Origin of the sequence: Christiangramia fulva, from assembly GCF_003024155.1 — a bacterium.
GTDB lineage: Bacteria > Bacteroidota > Bacteroidia > Flavobacteriales > Flavobacteriaceae > Christiangramia > Christiangramia fulva.
Window position 1 is genome coordinate 3207736 of record NZ_CP028136.1, and the last position, 16544, is coordinate 3224279.

The 16544-nt window shown below is 38.0% G+C and carries 12 protein-coding genes; 8 read left to right on the forward strand and 4 right to left on the reverse strand.

The genetic code is table 11. The annotated features are described in order from the left end of the window. Nucleotides 1-54 precede the first annotated feature (54 nt). Nucleotides 55-5064, forward strand: coding sequence for a translocation/assembly module TamB domain-containing protein (locus tag C7S20_RS14275; RefSeq protein WP_107013109.1), 5010 nt, complete (start codon nucleotides 55-57; stop codon nucleotides 5062-5064). Beyond that, the gene (gene tamL / locus C7S20_RS14280; protein WP_107013110.1) at nucleotides 5054-7324 is read left to right on the forward strand and encodes a translocation and assembly module lipoprotein TamL; all 2271 of its coding nucleotides are present in this window, start codon (nucleotides 5054-5056) and stop codon (nucleotides 7322-7324) included. Before C7S20_RS14275 ends, tamL begins: the two co-directional genes overlap by 11 nt. Here the strand turns inward: tamL and upp are convergent. After that, entirely contained in the window at nucleotides 7321-7980 is a 660-nt protein-coding gene (upp, locus tag C7S20_RS14285; protein ID WP_107013111.1) for a uracil phosphoribosyltransferase, read from the reverse strand. The two genes, tamL and upp, sit on opposite strands and share 4 nt — an antisense overlap. 214 nt (nucleotides 7981-8194) lie before the next feature. Between upp and C7S20_RS14290 the strand changes: the two genes are divergently transcribed. Together C7S20_RS14290 and C7S20_RS14295 are read left to right on the forward strand one after the other, a co-directional pair. Beyond that, entirely contained in the window at nucleotides 8195-8551 is a 357-nt protein-coding gene (locus tag C7S20_RS14290) for a nuclear transport factor 2 family protein (RefSeq protein ID WP_159039942.1), read from the forward strand. 174 nt (nucleotides 8552-8725) lie between these two features. Further along, on the forward strand, nucleotides 8726-9337 hold the full coding sequence (locus tag C7S20_RS14295) for a hypothetical protein (protein WP_107013113.1): 612 nt from the start codon (nucleotides 8726-8728) through the stop codon (nucleotides 9335-9337). A gap of 136 nt (nucleotides 9338-9473) precedes the next feature. Here the strand turns inward: C7S20_RS14295 and C7S20_RS14300 are convergent, their stop codons facing one another. Beyond that, entirely contained in the window at nucleotides 9474-9953 is a 480-nt protein-coding gene (locus C7S20_RS14300) for a PA2169 family four-helix-bundle protein (RefSeq protein WP_107013114.1), read from the reverse strand. Between the two features lie 185 nt (nucleotides 9954-10138). Here C7S20_RS14300 and C7S20_RS14305 point away from each other — a divergent pair, with 185 nt between their 5' ends. Beyond that, nucleotides 10139-10600 (forward strand): universal stress protein, encoded by a 462-nt coding sequence (locus C7S20_RS14305; RefSeq protein WP_107013115.1) that lies wholly within the window; start codon nucleotides 10139-10141, stop codon nucleotides 10598-10600. Between the two features lie 4 nt (nucleotides 10601-10604). Here the strand turns inward: C7S20_RS14305 and C7S20_RS14310 are convergent, their stop codons facing one another. Then, on the reverse strand, nucleotides 10605-11609 hold the full coding sequence (locus C7S20_RS14310; RefSeq protein ID WP_107013116.1) for a zinc-binding alcohol dehydrogenase family protein: 1005 nt from the start codon (nucleotides 11607-11609) through the stop codon (nucleotides 10605-10607). Nucleotides 11610-11740: 131 nt separating this feature from the next. On the opposite strand from C7S20_RS14310, the gene C7S20_RS14315 reads away from it, so the two are divergent. Continuing rightward, nucleotides 11741-12607: an NAD(P)-dependent oxidoreductase gene (locus C7S20_RS14315; protein ID WP_107013117.1), complete on the forward strand. Its 867-nt coding sequence runs from the start codon at nucleotides 11741-11743 to the stop codon at nucleotides 12605-12607. Nucleotides 12608-12651: 44 nt separating this feature from the next. On the opposite strand, the gene C7S20_RS14320 is transcribed toward C7S20_RS14315, so the two are convergent. After that, complete coding sequence (locus tag C7S20_RS14320; RefSeq protein WP_107013118.1) at nucleotides 12652-13572, reverse strand: cation diffusion facilitator family transporter; 921 nt, start codon at nucleotides 13570-13572, stop codon at nucleotides 12652-12654. A 341-nt stretch (nucleotides 13573-13913) separates the two neighbouring features. Between C7S20_RS14320 and C7S20_RS14325 the strand changes: the two genes are divergently transcribed. Next, the gene (locus tag C7S20_RS14325) at nucleotides 13914-14414 is read left to right on the forward strand and encodes a hypothetical protein (RefSeq protein WP_107013119.1); all 501 of its coding nucleotides are present in this window, start codon (nucleotides 13914-13916) and stop codon (nucleotides 14412-14414) included. Between the two features lie 170 nt (nucleotides 14415-14584). After that, nucleotides 14585-16516 (forward strand): helix-turn-helix domain-containing protein, encoded by a 1932-nt coding sequence (locus C7S20_RS14330; RefSeq protein ID WP_159039943.1) that lies wholly within the window; start codon nucleotides 14585-14587, stop codon nucleotides 16514-16516. The last annotated feature ends 28 nt before the right edge of the window (nucleotides 16517-16544 follow it).

A 16544-nucleotide genomic window follows, 5' to 3' on the forward strand; every position in this document is an offset into this window, starting at 1 on the left:
TTTTCACATTATAGATGCTATACGATAACTTTGAGATTTAACAATTTCTGCTACTTGTCTAAAACGAAAAATCGCATCTATAAAATTCTCAGAATAATCGGAAAAATTATTCTGGGTATACTTATTTTTCTGCTTCTGGTAATCTTATTTATTCGAAGTCCCTGGGGCCAGAATATCATCAAAGATAAATTCATTTCAAATCTTGAAGACAAAACCGGTACAAAGATCAATCTGGATAAGTTGTATGTCAAGTTCAATGGAGATATTGCCCTTAAAGGACTTTATATTGAAGACAAGCAGGGGGATACTTTAATTTATTCCGAAAGCCTATCTGCTTCTGTCCCGATTATGCCAATTATTAAAGGGAAAAGTTTTAGTGTGGATGATGTGGACTGGCAGCATGTCGTGGCGAACATCAGCAGAAAAGATACTATTTCAGGTTTTAATTACGAATTCCTGATGAACGCCCTGGTCGCTACTGATACTACTCAAACCGCCAAAACAGATACTACCAGTGCGATGCCTGTTAATCTTGGCGACTTTGACCTTAAAAATTTCAGAGTAAGCTATAATGACCAGGTTGCGGGAATAGATTCTAAAATAAAGTTTGACACACTTGAAGTGGGATTTACGGAGTCTGATCTTCAAAAAATGGTTTTCCGCGCAGATAATGTCCATCTGGCCAATTCAAAGATCGATGTTGAGCAAACACATCAACCAGTACCAACCGATTCCTCCAGCGCTCCCATGCCTCTTTTAGCCTTTAATAACCTTTCTGTAAATGATGTGAAAATTAATTACAAGTCGCAGCCCGATTCTTTACAAACCGATATTAATGTTCAGAAATTAGTTCTGGAAAATTCTGTTTTCAATCTGAAGGAAAATAAAATTAATACCGATCTCCTCTCGCTGAAGAATTCAGGAATTGCGATGCAGATGAGACAGGAACCATCAGGGCAAACGCAACAACAGCCTTCAGATAGTGCTTTTGTGTGGCCTCCGTGGAAAATTAATGCTGATAAGATCAATCTTGAAAATGATTATTTTAACTATGTGGTGAATGGTGCGGAAGTGACAAAAGGCAATTTCAATCCTAATGCCGTAAAAATTGACAGCCTGGATCTTCAAGCCAGCAACCTCAGCTATGAGCCTCACAATATTAGTCTTGATGTTGAAGAACTTCAACTGGAAGAAGCCTCAGGCCTGGATGTAAATCGTTTTAATTTTAGTGCAAAACTTAATGATGAACGGCTTGTGGTTAAGGATTTGGATGCGGCCATTAATGGGAACAGTCTTCATGCGCAGCTTACTGTTAATTACTCAGATTTCAATGATTTTATTCAAAATCCTGGAAATGCTTATGTAACAGGACAGATCAATAATCTTCATCTTGATCTTTCAGATATTTATCGTTTTCAGCCATCGCTTCGTGAAAATCAGTATTTTAAGGCTTTGGCCTCCTCTCCAATTAATGGTGATCTTTCGGTAAAGGGAAAAATGGAAGATTTAAAACTGAATTCTTTGAATTTAAACTGGAGTAAAACTCATATTTCCGGTACTGGAACAATTACTAACATACAGGATCCTCAAAAGCTTCATTTCCAGTTGCCAAATACAAAAATCAAGAGCCGGCGAAGCGATATCATCAAATTTATTAATGAAGATAGTCTGGGTGTGAGAATTCCCGAAAACCTGAGCCTGACCGGAAGTTTTTCGGGAGATATGAATTCGATAAAAACCAATTCGGTTCTAAAAACTTCTGAAGGGACCTTAGATATTAAAGGGAATTTTACAAGCGGGGAAAAACTGGCATTTGATGCCGAGATAAAAGGAGATAGTATTGCTTTAGGCAGAATACTTCAAAATAAAGCTCTTGGAAATTTAAATATCAGCCTTGACCTAAAGGGAAAAGGAAGTAATATTTCTGATCTGGACGCTACTCTTAGCTCAAACATCAGCTCATTCGAGTATAATAATTATGATTTCAGGAATATTAGAATCCGGGGAAATATTGAAAACGGAAAAGGTCCGCTGGACCTTCGGTATAACGATGAGAACCTTGATATCGAAGCCCAAACAAACATTCAGCTTGACAGCGTTTCCCCGCGTATTGATTATACCGTTTATCTTGATGGAGCGGCTTTAGGTGATCTGGGAATAACCCAACGTAACATCAAGGCAGGTTTTGTTCTTAAAGGCTGGTATAAAGGTAATGCAAATTCCTACGAGGTTCAGGCCGAGATTGAAGATGGGGTGGCTGTTTTTAACAATAAAACCTACCTACTGGGGAATTTTAAAGCTTCAGCATTTGTTCAGCCGGATACTACCTCTGTACAGGTAGATAACCGGATGCTGGATCTTAATTTACAATCTAATGCCAGCCCGGTTCAAATTTCAGCAGCTATTAACAGGCATTTTAAACGATATATTTCAGATAATTTTAAACAGGATTCTATAGTAGAACCGGTAAATCTGAAACTTGATGCCAAAATCAGGGAAGCGCCAATACTTACCGAGGTCTTTTTAGTAAATCTTGAAGAAATCGATACCGTAGATGTAAATATTGATTTTAAAGAAGAAAAAAGAAGCCTTGACGCAATGGTTTCTGTGCCACATGCACGCTATATGGGATTTGTGGTAGATTCTCTGCAGCTGGATATGAATTCTGATGCTCAGGATATAAATTTCGAGTTCGCTTTTAACACCCTTAGTGGCGGCCCATTAGATATTAAAAACACTTTGTTGAAGGGAGAAGTGGAGCAGAGAAAACTAAATCTTGATTTCACCTCTACCTATGACGATAAAACCCTCGTTCATACTAATTCACAACTGAACTTCCAGGGAGATACTTTGGAATATCATATTGATCCTCAAAACCTTATTCTTAACGGCAATCCATGGAACATTGCAGCCTCTAATAAAATAGCTATTGACAGTAGTTATCTTGATTTTGAAGATTTCAGATTGAGCAGGAATGACCAGTATTTTCAAATTACCAATGCGAAAACAGGTGAGGAAGAACATCTTAAAATGGAATTCAATAACTTCAAACTCGCTACTTTCCTCAAATACCTTAATCCTGAAGATCAACTCGCCTCCGGAAATCTTAATGGAGACATGCTGTTGAAGGAACCTTTTGGAAAAACAGGACTTGTTGCCGACATGGCTATCAATCAATTTAAGGTAATGAATGTGGATCTTAGCACACTCACCCTAAAGGGAAATACCAGCGGATTCAATAATTATGATTTTGAGATGCAGATTTTTGGCGGAGTAGCCGATATGGACCTTACAGGATCATATGTAGCAACTGATTCAACTTCGGTCATAGACATGAATCTCGACCTGAATGAGGTTAAAATGAAGGCTTTGGAAGGTTTTACCCAGGGTGCGGTAAAAAATGCTTCAGGAAGTTTTTCTGGTAACATAAGTTTTGACGGTACTCTTCAGGATCCTAAATATGAAGGGCAAATTAATTTCGACCAGGCAAAGTTCAATCTCGCCTTTTTGAATGCGGCCTTTGTCCTGCCCGACGAACAATTAAAACTGAATAATGAAGCCGTTTATTTTAATGATTTTGACATCAAAGATTTAAATAATAATACGCTTACGGTCAACGGAAAAATCACCACTGAGAATTATTTAAACCCGGGCTTTGATCTTGATATTCAGGCCCAGAATTTTAACCTGTTAAATTCTACCAAAGAAGATAATGATCTCTTTTACGGAAAAGCGGTGGTAGATGTGGATGCTCAAGTTTCGGGTGATCTTAATCTTCCCGTGGTTGATGCGAATGTAGAGATCAATGAGAATACCAATTTCACCTATGTGGTTCCTGAAGCTGAAGCAGAAATAAAAGCTCGCGATGGGGTGGTGATTTTTGTTAATAAAGAAAATCCTGACGATATTTTAACTCAGCGGGAAGAAGTAGCCTATGTCGTTTCAGGTTTTGACATTTATGCGCGGGTTAAAATAGATGAAGGTGCCACTTTTAGTACTATTCTCAATCCTACAACAGGAGATAAATTCCAGGTACAGGGCGAAGGAGATCTCATTTTCAATATGTATCCGAATGGTAGAATTTCCCTTACCGGAATTTATAATATCAACGATGGGTTCTATGAAATGAGCCTTTATAACCTGGTAAAACGAAGATTTGATATTGCAGATGGCAGTGAGATTTCCTGGTCTGGAGATCCTTATGATGCAAAACTCGATGTAACTGCGATTTACCGGGTGGAGACTTCGGCTTCTTCACTTATGGCTCCTCTTAGCTCAGGTACAGATGCCGGGAATATCACCCAATATCGAAGACAATATCCGTTTTTGGTTTATTTATATATAGACGGTCAGCTCATGGAGCCTAAAATTTCTTTTGGTCTTGGAATGCCTGAAGACGCAAGAGGGGAGGCAGGCGTGGTATATAGCCAGGTCCAGCAGCTTAGCAACCAGGAAGATGAATTGAATAAACAGGTATTTTCACTGCTGGTTCTTAACAGGTTCTTTCCGTATTCCGGTAGCACAGGAGCAAGCGGTGGTACTTTGGCGGTCGCAAGGGATAACCTCAATGAAGCCCTTTCAGATCAGTTAAATATGTTGTCCAGCAGATTATTGGGAGAAAGTGGTATTAAGCTTAATTTTGATGTTGATTCCTATACCGATTACCAGGGGGAAAGTGCGCAAAACCGCACTCAACTGGATATCAACGCTCAAAAAGCTTTCCTTGAAGACCGGCTTATTGTACAGGTAGGAAGTGAAGTAGATATTCAGGGAGGAAATCGTCCCGGGCAGGAAACGAGTCCGGTGATCGGGAATGTAAGCATTGCCTATTTATTAGATGAAGACGGAACCTGGCGTCTGAAAGCCTTCCGCAAGAATCAATATGAAAATGTTATTGACGGGCAACTTATTGTTAGCGGGATTTCACTGGTTTTTACCAAAGAATTCAACAAATTCGAAAATCTTTTCGCGAAAGCCGTGATCGAAGAAAGTCAAAAAGGCAGTAAAAAGAAAGAAAAAAATTCGGAAACCGGAAATGATAAAGCAACCGAGAATGAAAATTAGAACACTTTTGATCATAGCGATTTTTGCCAGTTTGGAGGCCTGTTCTGTAAAAAAGTTTATTCCGGAAGATGAATTGCTATACACCGGCGCAAGCCTTAAAATCAAAACCGATACTGTTATTCCCGATAAACCTGAATTGGAATCAGAACTTCAAAATGTACTCAGGCCAGAACCAAACTCAAAGATCCTTGGTATGTACCCTGGTCTTTATTTTCATTATAAGGCTCAAAAAAAGCATCCTGGCTTTATCAATAAGTTTCTGAATAAAAAATTGGGAGAAGAGCCTGTATATCTTTCTGATGTGAATACTAGCAGCATAGAAGACCTGTTACTCAACCGTTTGGAAAATCGAGGATTCTTTTACAGCCGTGTAAATTATCAGGTCAACACCCATGAAAAGTCTGAAACTGCCAATGTGGACTATACACTTCATGTTCCTGCTCCTTATACCCTGGAAACCTATCAGCTGGATACCGATACGGCGATGGTCTATCATGATATCAACCTTGAAAAAACCCTTTTGGAAGAAGGTATGCGTTTTGACCTTCCCGCCTTTAAAGCTGAAAGAGAGCGTATAGACAATAATTTAAAGGAAAAAGGCTATTATAACTTCAATCCCGGATTCTTGATTTTCGAAGCCGATACGAACCAGTATGATCTGAAGAAATTCGATCTTTATTTAAGACTGAAAAAAGATGTTCCGAAAAAATCTATAATTCCATACAAGATCTCCAATGTGAATGTCTATGCCAACTATAATGTAGACGAAGATTCGCTTACCAAAAATTACAAACGCTATAAGGATAAGAACTATTTTCAGGATGAGATGATCTTCAAACCTGAATATTTAGATCCGTATATTCTTATTGAGACCGGTGATTATTACGATGCCGATGCTTCACGAAGTACCAGCCGCAGGCTTGCCTCAATAGGTTCCTATAAATTTGTAAATATTCAGTATGATGAGATAGACACCCGGGCAAAAGACAGCCTTGGTTTGATCGAGGCGAATATTTATCTCTCCCCTTTAAAGAAACGCGCTATCAGGGCAGAACTTAAGGGGGTTACAAAATCGAATAATTTTTCAGGTCCGCACCTGGCTGTTTCGTTTACCAACCGGAATCTTTTTAAAGGAGGGGAAAGTCTTCATATTACGGCTGATGCTGGATATGAATATCAGATCTCTTCAGGAAATAAAAAGGGCAGGAGCAGTATTCAGTTAGGGCTTACCAATGATCTCATCATTCCGCGTCTTCTATTTCCGCTAGAAATAGACAGTGACTTTTTTAAATATGATATCCCGCGTACCAAGATTAGCCTTGGTGGCGAATATCTAAAACGCAGTGAGCTGTTTACCCTTACCTCGTTAAAAACCAGTTTTGGATATTTCTGGAATGCCAACCGTTATATATCACATGAACTTAATCCCATAGATGTAAATTATGTGAAGTTGGCGAATGTCACTAAAGAGTTTGATACTATCCTGCGGAATAATCCTTTTCTGGAAAGTAGTTTCAAAAAAGAATTTATTGCTGGCCTCACGTATTCCTTTATTTATAATGGGATGGTAGATCTCAATAAAACAAATGTTTTCTTTCTAAATACAAATCTTGATATCGCCGGAAATACCCTGAGCCTTTTTGCAAAAAAAAATAATGCCGGGCAGGAGGAGATCTTAGGCCTGGATTTCGCCCAATATGCCAAACTTGATGCCGATTTTCGATACCATTGGAGACTGGGCAATGATCACGTGATCGCCACCAGGTTCTTCGCGGGTTATGGAATTCCCTATGGCAATTCTGAAGTGATGCCTTTTAGCAAACAATATTTTGCCGGTGGACCATATAGTGTAAGAGCTTTCCAGATAAGGTCACTCGGTCCTGGAAGTTATGATCCCAGTGAAAACGGAAATGACATAGGCTACCGTGATCAAAATGGGAATATAAGGCTTGAGGCAAATGCCGAATATCGTTTTCCCATTGTAACTTATTTAAAAGGAGCAGTTTTTCTGGATGCCGGAAATGTATGGAACAGTAAGGGGGCATCAGTTACGGGATTACCTGGCGGAGAATTCGGCCCCGATTTTATAAAAGAATTGGGAATTGGTACAGGTGCCGGACTTCGGGTGGATATTCAGAATTTCGTAATAAGGTTTGATGTGGGAATTCCACTTCATGATCCAAGAAAAGACCTGGGAAATCGGTGGGAGTTTGGCATTACCGAACCCGTATTTAATTTCGCGATAGGTTATCCGTTTTAATGCTGAAGTTTTCCACCGAAACATAGGTCACCGGCATCTCCAAGACCGGGTACTATATATCCGTTTTTATCGAGTGATTTGTCTATTGTGGCTATCCAAAGTTTCGAATTTTCCGGAAATTCCTGCTTTAAATACTCAATACCTTCTTCTGAACCAATTACCGATACCAGATGGATTTTCGCGGGTTTTCCCATTGGTTCCAGAGCCTTTAGCACATTGGTAAAAGAACGTCCCGTTGCCAGCATGGGATCAGCCAGAATGAGCGTCTTGTTTTCTAATGAGGGGGAAGCGAGATATTCTACAAGTACCTCAAAATTTTCATCGTTATTGGGGTGGTGCCGGTAAGCTGAAATAAAAGAATTTTCAGCCTCATCAAAATAATTCAGAATTCCCTGGTGTAATGGCAATCCGGCACGAAGGATAGAACAGATCACCAGTTCATTCCGCAGGACATTAACCGTACTCTCGCCTAATGGTGTAGCGATTTTTTCAGAAGAAAAATTAAGCTCTTTACTTAGTTCATAAGCAAGGATCTCTCCCAGGCGCTCAATATTTTTTCTAAAACGCATTCGGTCTTTCTGTATCTCTTTATCCCTTAATTGGGCAATAAAATTATTGGCTATAGAATTTATTTGAAGTAATTCCTGAACTTCCATATTATTTTTCTCTAGTTGTTGCTTTTCAAATTTACACTTTTGAATAAAAACAGCTTCGTATTTTCACTGAAGCTTTTTAAGAAAAACTCATGGGATTTCCTGATTTTAAATCGCCTTTCGGTTGTCGAAAATAGAATATCAAAATAAAACCGTATTTTTAAAGCTAAATAACTGTAAACCAGAGGTAAAAAAGTTTAATTGCAAAAAGCTAAAAATGGGTAAAAAAGATCTGATAGAAAAAATGAATGAGGCATTTGCCAGCTGCGATCTCGACTTTTTGGTTAGCAATGTTACAGAAGATATAAAATGGGATATTGTAGGGGAAGATAAACTTAGCGGCCTTGATGAATTTCGCGAGCAACTGGAGAAAATGAAAGAGAACGGCCCCATGGATATTACCGTTAATGATATCATTATTGATGATGATCGCGCTGTGGTAGAAGGGATATTTCAATTAAAAGAACCGGGAAAGAGAAGGCGTTTTGCGTTTTGCGATGTGTATGTTTTCAAAAAGGACAAAAATAAGGTCAGGGAATTACGTACGTACGTTACCAAAATGAAACGGACCTGAAAAACGGCATATTTCTCAGTCGCTATTAAGTAATTAATCAGGACAGCTTTAAAATTTTCACTATTTTGATTGGGAACCCCAGGTGCATTTTATTTTATCCCTATTTTATGGAGAGACTTTTGTACATTTCTGGCCGTATTTTTGATGATGAATAAGAAGAAAATAAATTGCATAATGAAATACCTTTTTCTGGGAATATTGCTTATTGCCTGTGCAGGGATCTATGCTCAGGAACTTCCTAAAACCATTCCTACTGGACCAATTATAAAGGCTGAAGAGAACAAAACAGGTTTTCCAATTCTAAAAAAAGAGGAAACAGAGACCGAAAGCCGTTTCCTGAGAGATAAACCTAAAGCTATCGATTTACGGGAAAATCCGAATAATCTTTTAACCGCCGGAGATGCTATTAAGGAGAAATGGGATAAAGATAAAGCTGCAAAGGAGGAATACCGAAATGATCAGAGTTTAGGGAATGTGGTAACCACTGGAAAATTTGTAGAGGTTTATTGCCGTGACCATGAATATGTTGACGGAGATAGAGTAAAAGTCATTGTTAATGGCCAGGTGGTGAATCCCAACCTTACTTTGGAAGGCGGATTTACACCAATAATGGTGGTGCTTCAGGACGGCTTTAACAGTATTGAATTTGTTGCCCTTAACCAGGGAACTTCAGGACCGAATACAGCAGAATTGCGGGTGGTAAATACAAAAGGTGAGCAGGTCGCAAAAAAAGAATGGAATCTTTTAACAGGTGCAAAAGCCCAGCTTATCGTGGTAAAAAATTAATTCCAGGTAGCTTTAAAAAGGATAACTATCAACTTTTTGTTGTCAAATAAAAACCCTGACGGGATAAAGCTTCATCTTTTCGCCGCCAGGATTCACAAAAATTACTAAAAATCATCAATTTAATTTCAATCACTTTTTATTCAATATCTTCCAGTATTTTAACTTCAGAAAGCCTTTTTCGAAGCTCACCGACATGATTCATTAATCTTTCTTTTATACTGACAGGAAAAATGAATTTCCTCATTTTTTCTTCATAATGCCTGATCATTTCTTTTTCATCCTTTATAGACTTTTCAAGTATTTTCTCATCATTCGGCTTACTGAAAGTCTTCGTAAAATTTAACCAGAACTGATGGAGGTTTCCCAGCCCCTTTCTTTCGCTTCCCACTTGTGGATGTTCGTTTATTTCATGGAGCATTTTATCGATTTCTGTAGCAAAATGGTTTCGTAAAGCCGCCTGGTCTCTTAGAAAATGTTTTAAACTGATATTTTCTGTATGCTCCATCGCCTCTTTGTATCCTTTTTCAGCATCGTAATTTCTATCCAGTAGATCCTGAAGATGTTTTACCATTTGCTTGTGACTGGCCTCTTTTGCGGCTTCTCTTGTGGTTTTCATAAGAATTTGATTTTTAGATACCTACTTTTAAAGATACGCCAAATCCCTCTCAAACAGAATTATAAAAAGATGATATTGGTCATATTTTGCTGTTTTTTCTTAAGATTTACAGATTCAATTTTTGGAAGTAATGAATTTTTTTTGAAAGGAAAATCGCTTAACTTAGAAAATCTAACTTTCATGATATGAAAAAAGTTTTAATAGGCATTGATTATAACCCCAATACCGAAAAAGTGGCAAAAGAAGGATATGCTCTGGCTAAAAAGCTTGGAGCAGAGGTGTGTTTGCTTCATGTACTTGCCGATGTAAGTTACTACGGTGTAAATTATCCAACTTTTATGGGATATGAAGGATATAATGAAATGCAGGTTGACCTTAATGTGATCTCAGAACTTCGCAAAGTGGCAGAAGATTTTTTGAGAACCGCGGCAGAACACCTGGAAGATGAGAACGTGAGCACCCATTTGGCCGAAGGATCTACATCTTCAGCTATTTTGAGTTATGCTGAAGAGTGGCATGCCGACCTAATAGTGATGGGAACTCATAGCCATTCGGTTTTGGAAAAGGTTTTAATGGGAACAACGGCTTCCAAAGTACTTGAAAAAACAAAAGTTCCAATTTTTTTCGTTCCGATCAAGGAGGAATAACCATTTAGTAAACAATCACATTTTTACCGATAGATTTCCCTGATTCCTGAAGCTCATGTACTTTTTTAAAGGTTTCAGCTTCAAGACCTTCAAATTTTTTGTGTAGGGTAGATTTAATTTTATTATTTTCCATTAGCCAGGCGATGGAAGCGAGAATTTTATGCTGAGCTTCCATATCGGCTGTCTGGTAGCGACTGCGCGTGAACATAAGCTCCCAGTGAAAAGAAACACTTTTATTCTTCAAGAGATTGATGTCTACAGGTTCGGTAGTGTTTACTATGGCGCAAATTCCTCCCTGTGGCTTTATCAAATTGGCCATTGTTTGCCAGTATCCGGAGGTATCGGCAAAATTCAGAATATAATCTATCGAATTGTTTTCCAGTTCTTTTGCAAGTGCATTGTGGCCGATCACTTTATCGGCTCCCATTTTTTTACACCATGCAGTTGTTTCATCTCTTGATGCAGTGGCAACAACCTTAAAATTGGTCAGAGCTTTCAGTAATTGGATTGCTATAGATCCCACACCGCCTGCACCTCCAATGATGAGAATGGTTTTACCTTCACCATCACCTTCTTCAATCTTCATTCGGTCAAAAATACATTCCCAGGCTGTCAATCCGGTAAGAGGAATAGCGGCAATTTCTTCCCAGCTCTGATTTTCAGGAGATTTGGCAGCGATGCGTTCGTCTACTACCTGATATTCGGCATAACAACCGGGTTTGGTAAGATCACCGGCATAAAATAATTTATCGCCGGCAATAAAATGAGATACACCTTCGCCTACCTTTTCAACTATTCCGCAGGCATCCCAGCCAATTATCTTGGGTTCTTCAAGTTCTTTTTGTTTTGCTGCCGATTGTCTTACTTTATAATCCACGGGATTCACTGAAACAGCTTTTATTTTTATTAAAAGTTCATGTGGCCCGGGTTCAGGTTTTTCTGCTTTAAAATTAAAAAAGCTTTGAGGATCCTGGATAGGTAATGACTGAGTAAAACCAACTGCTTTCATATCTTGATTTTTTGAATGAAAATAGAAGGAAACAAAGGTATTTTAAAAGAGTCGGTCATAAATTTATGCTAAATTTCCTGCTGATTTGTAGGCACAGAAGCATAGCTTTAAATTTGATAAAAACCTGAATTATGAAAATAGGATTTATAGGTCTTGGAATAATGGGTAGCAGAATGGCCCGAAATCTTCAAAAAGCCGGATATGATTTAAAAGTCTATAACCGTACTAAAGAAAAGGCAAAGGAGTTACTTGAAAACGGTGCTAAATGGGCCAATTCACCCGCAGAAGCCGGTAAAGAAGTAGATATTCTCTTTACTATGCTCGAAAACCCCGATGTTGTTGAAAAACTGGCAACAGGAAAAGAGGGATTTTTAAGCTCCATGGCTGAGGGAAGTTTATGGATTGACAGCAGTACCGTAAATCCTTCCTTTAGCAAAAGAATGGCAGAAGCCGCGAAAGAGAAAAATATACGTTTTCTTGATGCTCCTGTTTCCGGTTCTAAAAAACCTGCTGAGGAGGCAGAGTTGTTATTTCTGGTGGGAGGTGAGCCTTCAGATTTTGATAAAGCAAAACCTCTTTTTCAGAAAATGGGAAAAGACGCTGTTCATATAGGGGAAAATGGAAAAGGTGCAGCCATGAAAATCATGATCAACCAGTTGCTCGGCCAAAGTATGCTTGCCTTTTCTGAAAGCCTTAATTTAGGAATGGCTATGGGGATCGATAAAAAAATGGGATTGGATATATTGCTGAAAACTCCCGTTACGGCACCTATTCTGGATGTTTTTCGCTACCGGATCGAAAACAACGATTACGAACCGAATTTTCCGCTAAAACACCTTCAAAAAGACCTTCATCTTTTCACTGAAACTGCTTACGAATTAGGCCAGCCGAGTCCGTTAACCAGCGCTGCCAAGGAAGTTTACGGTCTTGCGAAACATAAGAACATGGCTGATATGGATTTCGCTGCTGTTTTTAAATATTTGCATGAGAAAGAGTAAAAGGTAATCTGAATTTTTTCTGAAAAAGAAAAAGCTTAAGTTATTCACTTTTTGAGGTTATTGGTGGTTTGGATATATGCTTCCTGGATAGACGACACTTTTTCCATTATTTCCTCGCGAAGTTTTTTTACGAGGTCTTCCGCTTTTAATAAATCCATATCATCAGCCAGGTCTATTTCCACGATCAATAAGATTTTTTCTGGTCCTAAATGCATGGTTTGAGGCATGGAAAAACCTTTGACCTGCCTGTTTTCTTCTAAAATCTTTTCTACCGCCTTAATAACTTCAGGATAAGCGCTTTCACCTATTAATAATCCTTTACTCTCTCTGGCCAAAAAAGTTGCCACCAGTAAAAGAATAGCTCCAATAATGATAGAAGCGACCCCGTCTATATACGGATTTTGGGTTTGCTGAGTTAAGAAAACACCTAAAAGAGCTACCACCAAGCCGGCTACGGCGGCACTATCTTCAATAATCACCGCGAAAGAAGTTGGATCTTTACTTCTGATAATATTTTTGATGATATTGTTTGATTTCCGATCCCTTGTTTTATTGAAATTTCTGATAGCGATAAAAAGAGAAGTTCCTTCAAAAAGAATGGCTGCACCGAGAACCGCATAGTTCCACGCCGGATCTTTGAGAGGTTCAGGATGGGTTAGGTGATGTATTCCTTCATAGATCGCGAATCCTCCTCCAAGGGAGAAAATAAGAATACTTACCACAAAACTCCAGAAATATACTTCCTTTCCATAACCAAAGGGATGAAGTTTATCAGGCTTCTGCCTGGATTTTTTAATTCCCATTAACAGGAGAAGACCATTACCGGTATCTACAATAGAATGGATACCTTCAGCCAACATTGCTGAACTTCCTGTAAAGAAAGAGGCAATGAATTTGCTGGCAGCAATTAAAATGTTTGCGGCGATAGCAGCATAAATGGCGATATTCGATTTTCCTTCAGGCATTTCTTTTTTATGAATTTACAATTCTTCACTTCTTTAATAAAAGGTTTTTGATTTCTTTAATATTCTGGAATTGAGGAATAAGTTGAAAAATTAACCTGGTTGCAAGCTGAAACCATCCTAGAACCTTTGAGAGATGGTCCAATTTATAAGACAATACTAGACAAAATGAAGTTTCCTGTACAGGTAAAAAGAGAAAATGCTACATAATTTAAACACTTTAAAAATTTTACACACAAGTTAGAATTAAAGTTTTAACTATCTGATACATAATTGTTAAGCATGATGCACTAAGAATTTTAATCTTTGGTGAAATAAATCATTAATCATTTAAATTTTTAGTCATGAAAAAAGTCATCATTAGTTTGTTCCTCATCGGAGCGATTAGCCTGGGGCATTCACAAATCAAAAAAGAGATCGAACTCGAACCTGTAGATCTTACAGTAAAAATCATCCATCCTGAATATTTGAAGGAAGTACAAAAGAGCCTGGCACCTCAGGAAGCTATTAATCTTCAAAAGGCGATTGCCGCATTCGACGTTAAAAAAATGCCAGATTTTGATCAAAAGCTTTCTTTTTATGAAGTGATATTTAAATCAACCAAAGGCAGTGTAAACACTTTTTATGATGGTGAGGGCAAAATTCTTTACGCTCTGGGTAAATTTAAAAGTGTACCTCTTCCAAAAGAGATTATCAGAAAAGTCATTAGTGAAAATGACGGTTGGCGAATCATAGACAATAAATATCTTACTTCTTATGAAGGCCCTACGCAAAAGGCAAGTAATTTATACCGTATTTACATGAGTAATGGCAGCGAGAGAAAGAAGTTAAAAGTAAGCCTTTAAATAGTTTTTATCTGAAAGGTTTAGTTTGGAGAAAGCGCGGTGATTCCGCGCTTTCGTCATTTTGACACAGCTTAATATGAAATTATCTGAAAAATGAAGATGATCCCCGTATTGTCATTCATTTTAATTTAGTAAATTTCTAATTGTCATATATTTATAACCAAAAAGCAATGATGTCTGCTCGGGTTGGAAAAGACAAGGTTTTCATCCAGCGGTTAAAACAATTAATCCTGGAAAATCTTCAAAACGAACAATTTGGAGCAGAAGTTCTTGCGTCGCAGTATGGAATAAGCCGTTCTCAACTTCACCGCAAACTTAAAAAGTCCACAGGAAAATCTGTCACCCAGTTTATAAAAGAAATAAGGCTTCATGAAGCCTTTAAAATGCTTGTAAATGATGAATCTACAGTTTCAGAAATTGCTTATAAAGTAGGTTTTAGTAGTCCTACTTACTTCAATACCTGTTTCAAAGATTTATACGGATATCCGCCAGGGGAAGCAAAATTTAGATTCGAGATCCAGAACGATAATATGAAAGAATTTCCGAATACCGGGAAAAGGTCGGTACTTGGAAGAAATAAGAAAAATATTATTCTGGGGGCTTCTTTATTGATTATAATCATTTCTGCCATTCTAATTTCAAACCACAGCGTTTCCAGCCAGAAACCTCAATCAAACGAAAAATTCGGGGATAAAACAATAGCTCTTTTACCTCTCCAAATAGAAGGGGGAGATGAAAAACAGAAGAAACTTGGCACCGAAATGACGAGAGCCATCATTCAAAAACTTCAAAAAATAAATGCTATCGATAAGGTTTCTTCCTATAATGCGGTAATGGATTTTAACAATGGAAAACCTGATTTAACCAGCACAGCGAAACAATTGAAAGTAAGGTTTGTGACTACTGGAAAATTGTCATTTTCAGAAAATAGATTTAAGATCCATCTTGAAGCCTGGGATTCAGATTCTAAAAATATTGTCTGGAATAAAGATTTCTCGGGAGAATGGAAAATACAGGAGATATTTTCGTTTCAGGCAGACATTGCCCAAAGCCTGGCTACTTTAATGAATGCCGAGATAAAGGCGGAAGAATCTAAAGATTTAAAGGAAGTTTTAACCCTTAATCAGGAGGCTTACGAAAATTATATGGCAGCAGAGACCATGCTGTACAATAGTCCTTACAATGATTATGATAAGGCACAGGAACTTTATCAAAGAGCTATAGATTTAGATCCGTCATTTTTAGAGGCTTATGTAGGTCTTGCCAATACCTGGATATTTGGAGGCCTTATAGTTGGGATGTATAATGAGGAAACCGCATGGGGAAACGCCAAGCGATTACTCATTAAAGCCCAGGCAATAGATCCCGGAAATAGAAGTGTGGAACATTCTCTTTATGCAGGATATTATTTCTATGAATGGGATTTCCAAAAGATGGAATACTATTTTCAAAAATATAAAGATAACCCAAGCACAGATTTTATAGCGTTTATTTACGATTATGCCATTAAAACCGGTCGTTACCAGGCAGCTCTTAATTGTCTCGATAGAATTTTTTCCGAAAATCCTACTGTCGCCGGCAATTATGGTGACAGGGCTGAACTGCTTATGTTCATGGGGAATAAAAAGGCCGCTCTGGAGAGATTAAAAACAGGTGATGCTCTATTTAGCTATAATCGTTATTATCTTTCACAGTCTGCTAAAGTTTATTATTATTTGGGAGAATATGACCTTGCACGGCAGCAATTAAAACACATGGAAGAAATAGGAGCTCTAAATAATACTCTCTCATTGTGGCTTAGCAGCAATTTAACGAAGAAAGGGGAAGGAAAAAGTTCTGAATATTATTTAAATAGGCTCAAAGACCTTTATAAAGCACATGCAACGGGAAGTCCGGCATGGTTTATTGCACTTTATTATGCGGAAAGGAACGATAAAGAAAAAACCTATGAATGGCTTCAAAGATCTTTTGACAGGCACGAAGTAGAAATGACATGGTTAATAGAGGAGCCTGTGCTTGCACCTTTCAGAGATGACCAGCAGTATAAATCACTTTTAAAAAAAATGAAATTCCCTGCTACGGTGGTTCGTAAAATGATATAATCAAAAGGATAACTTTTGCCAGCTAAAA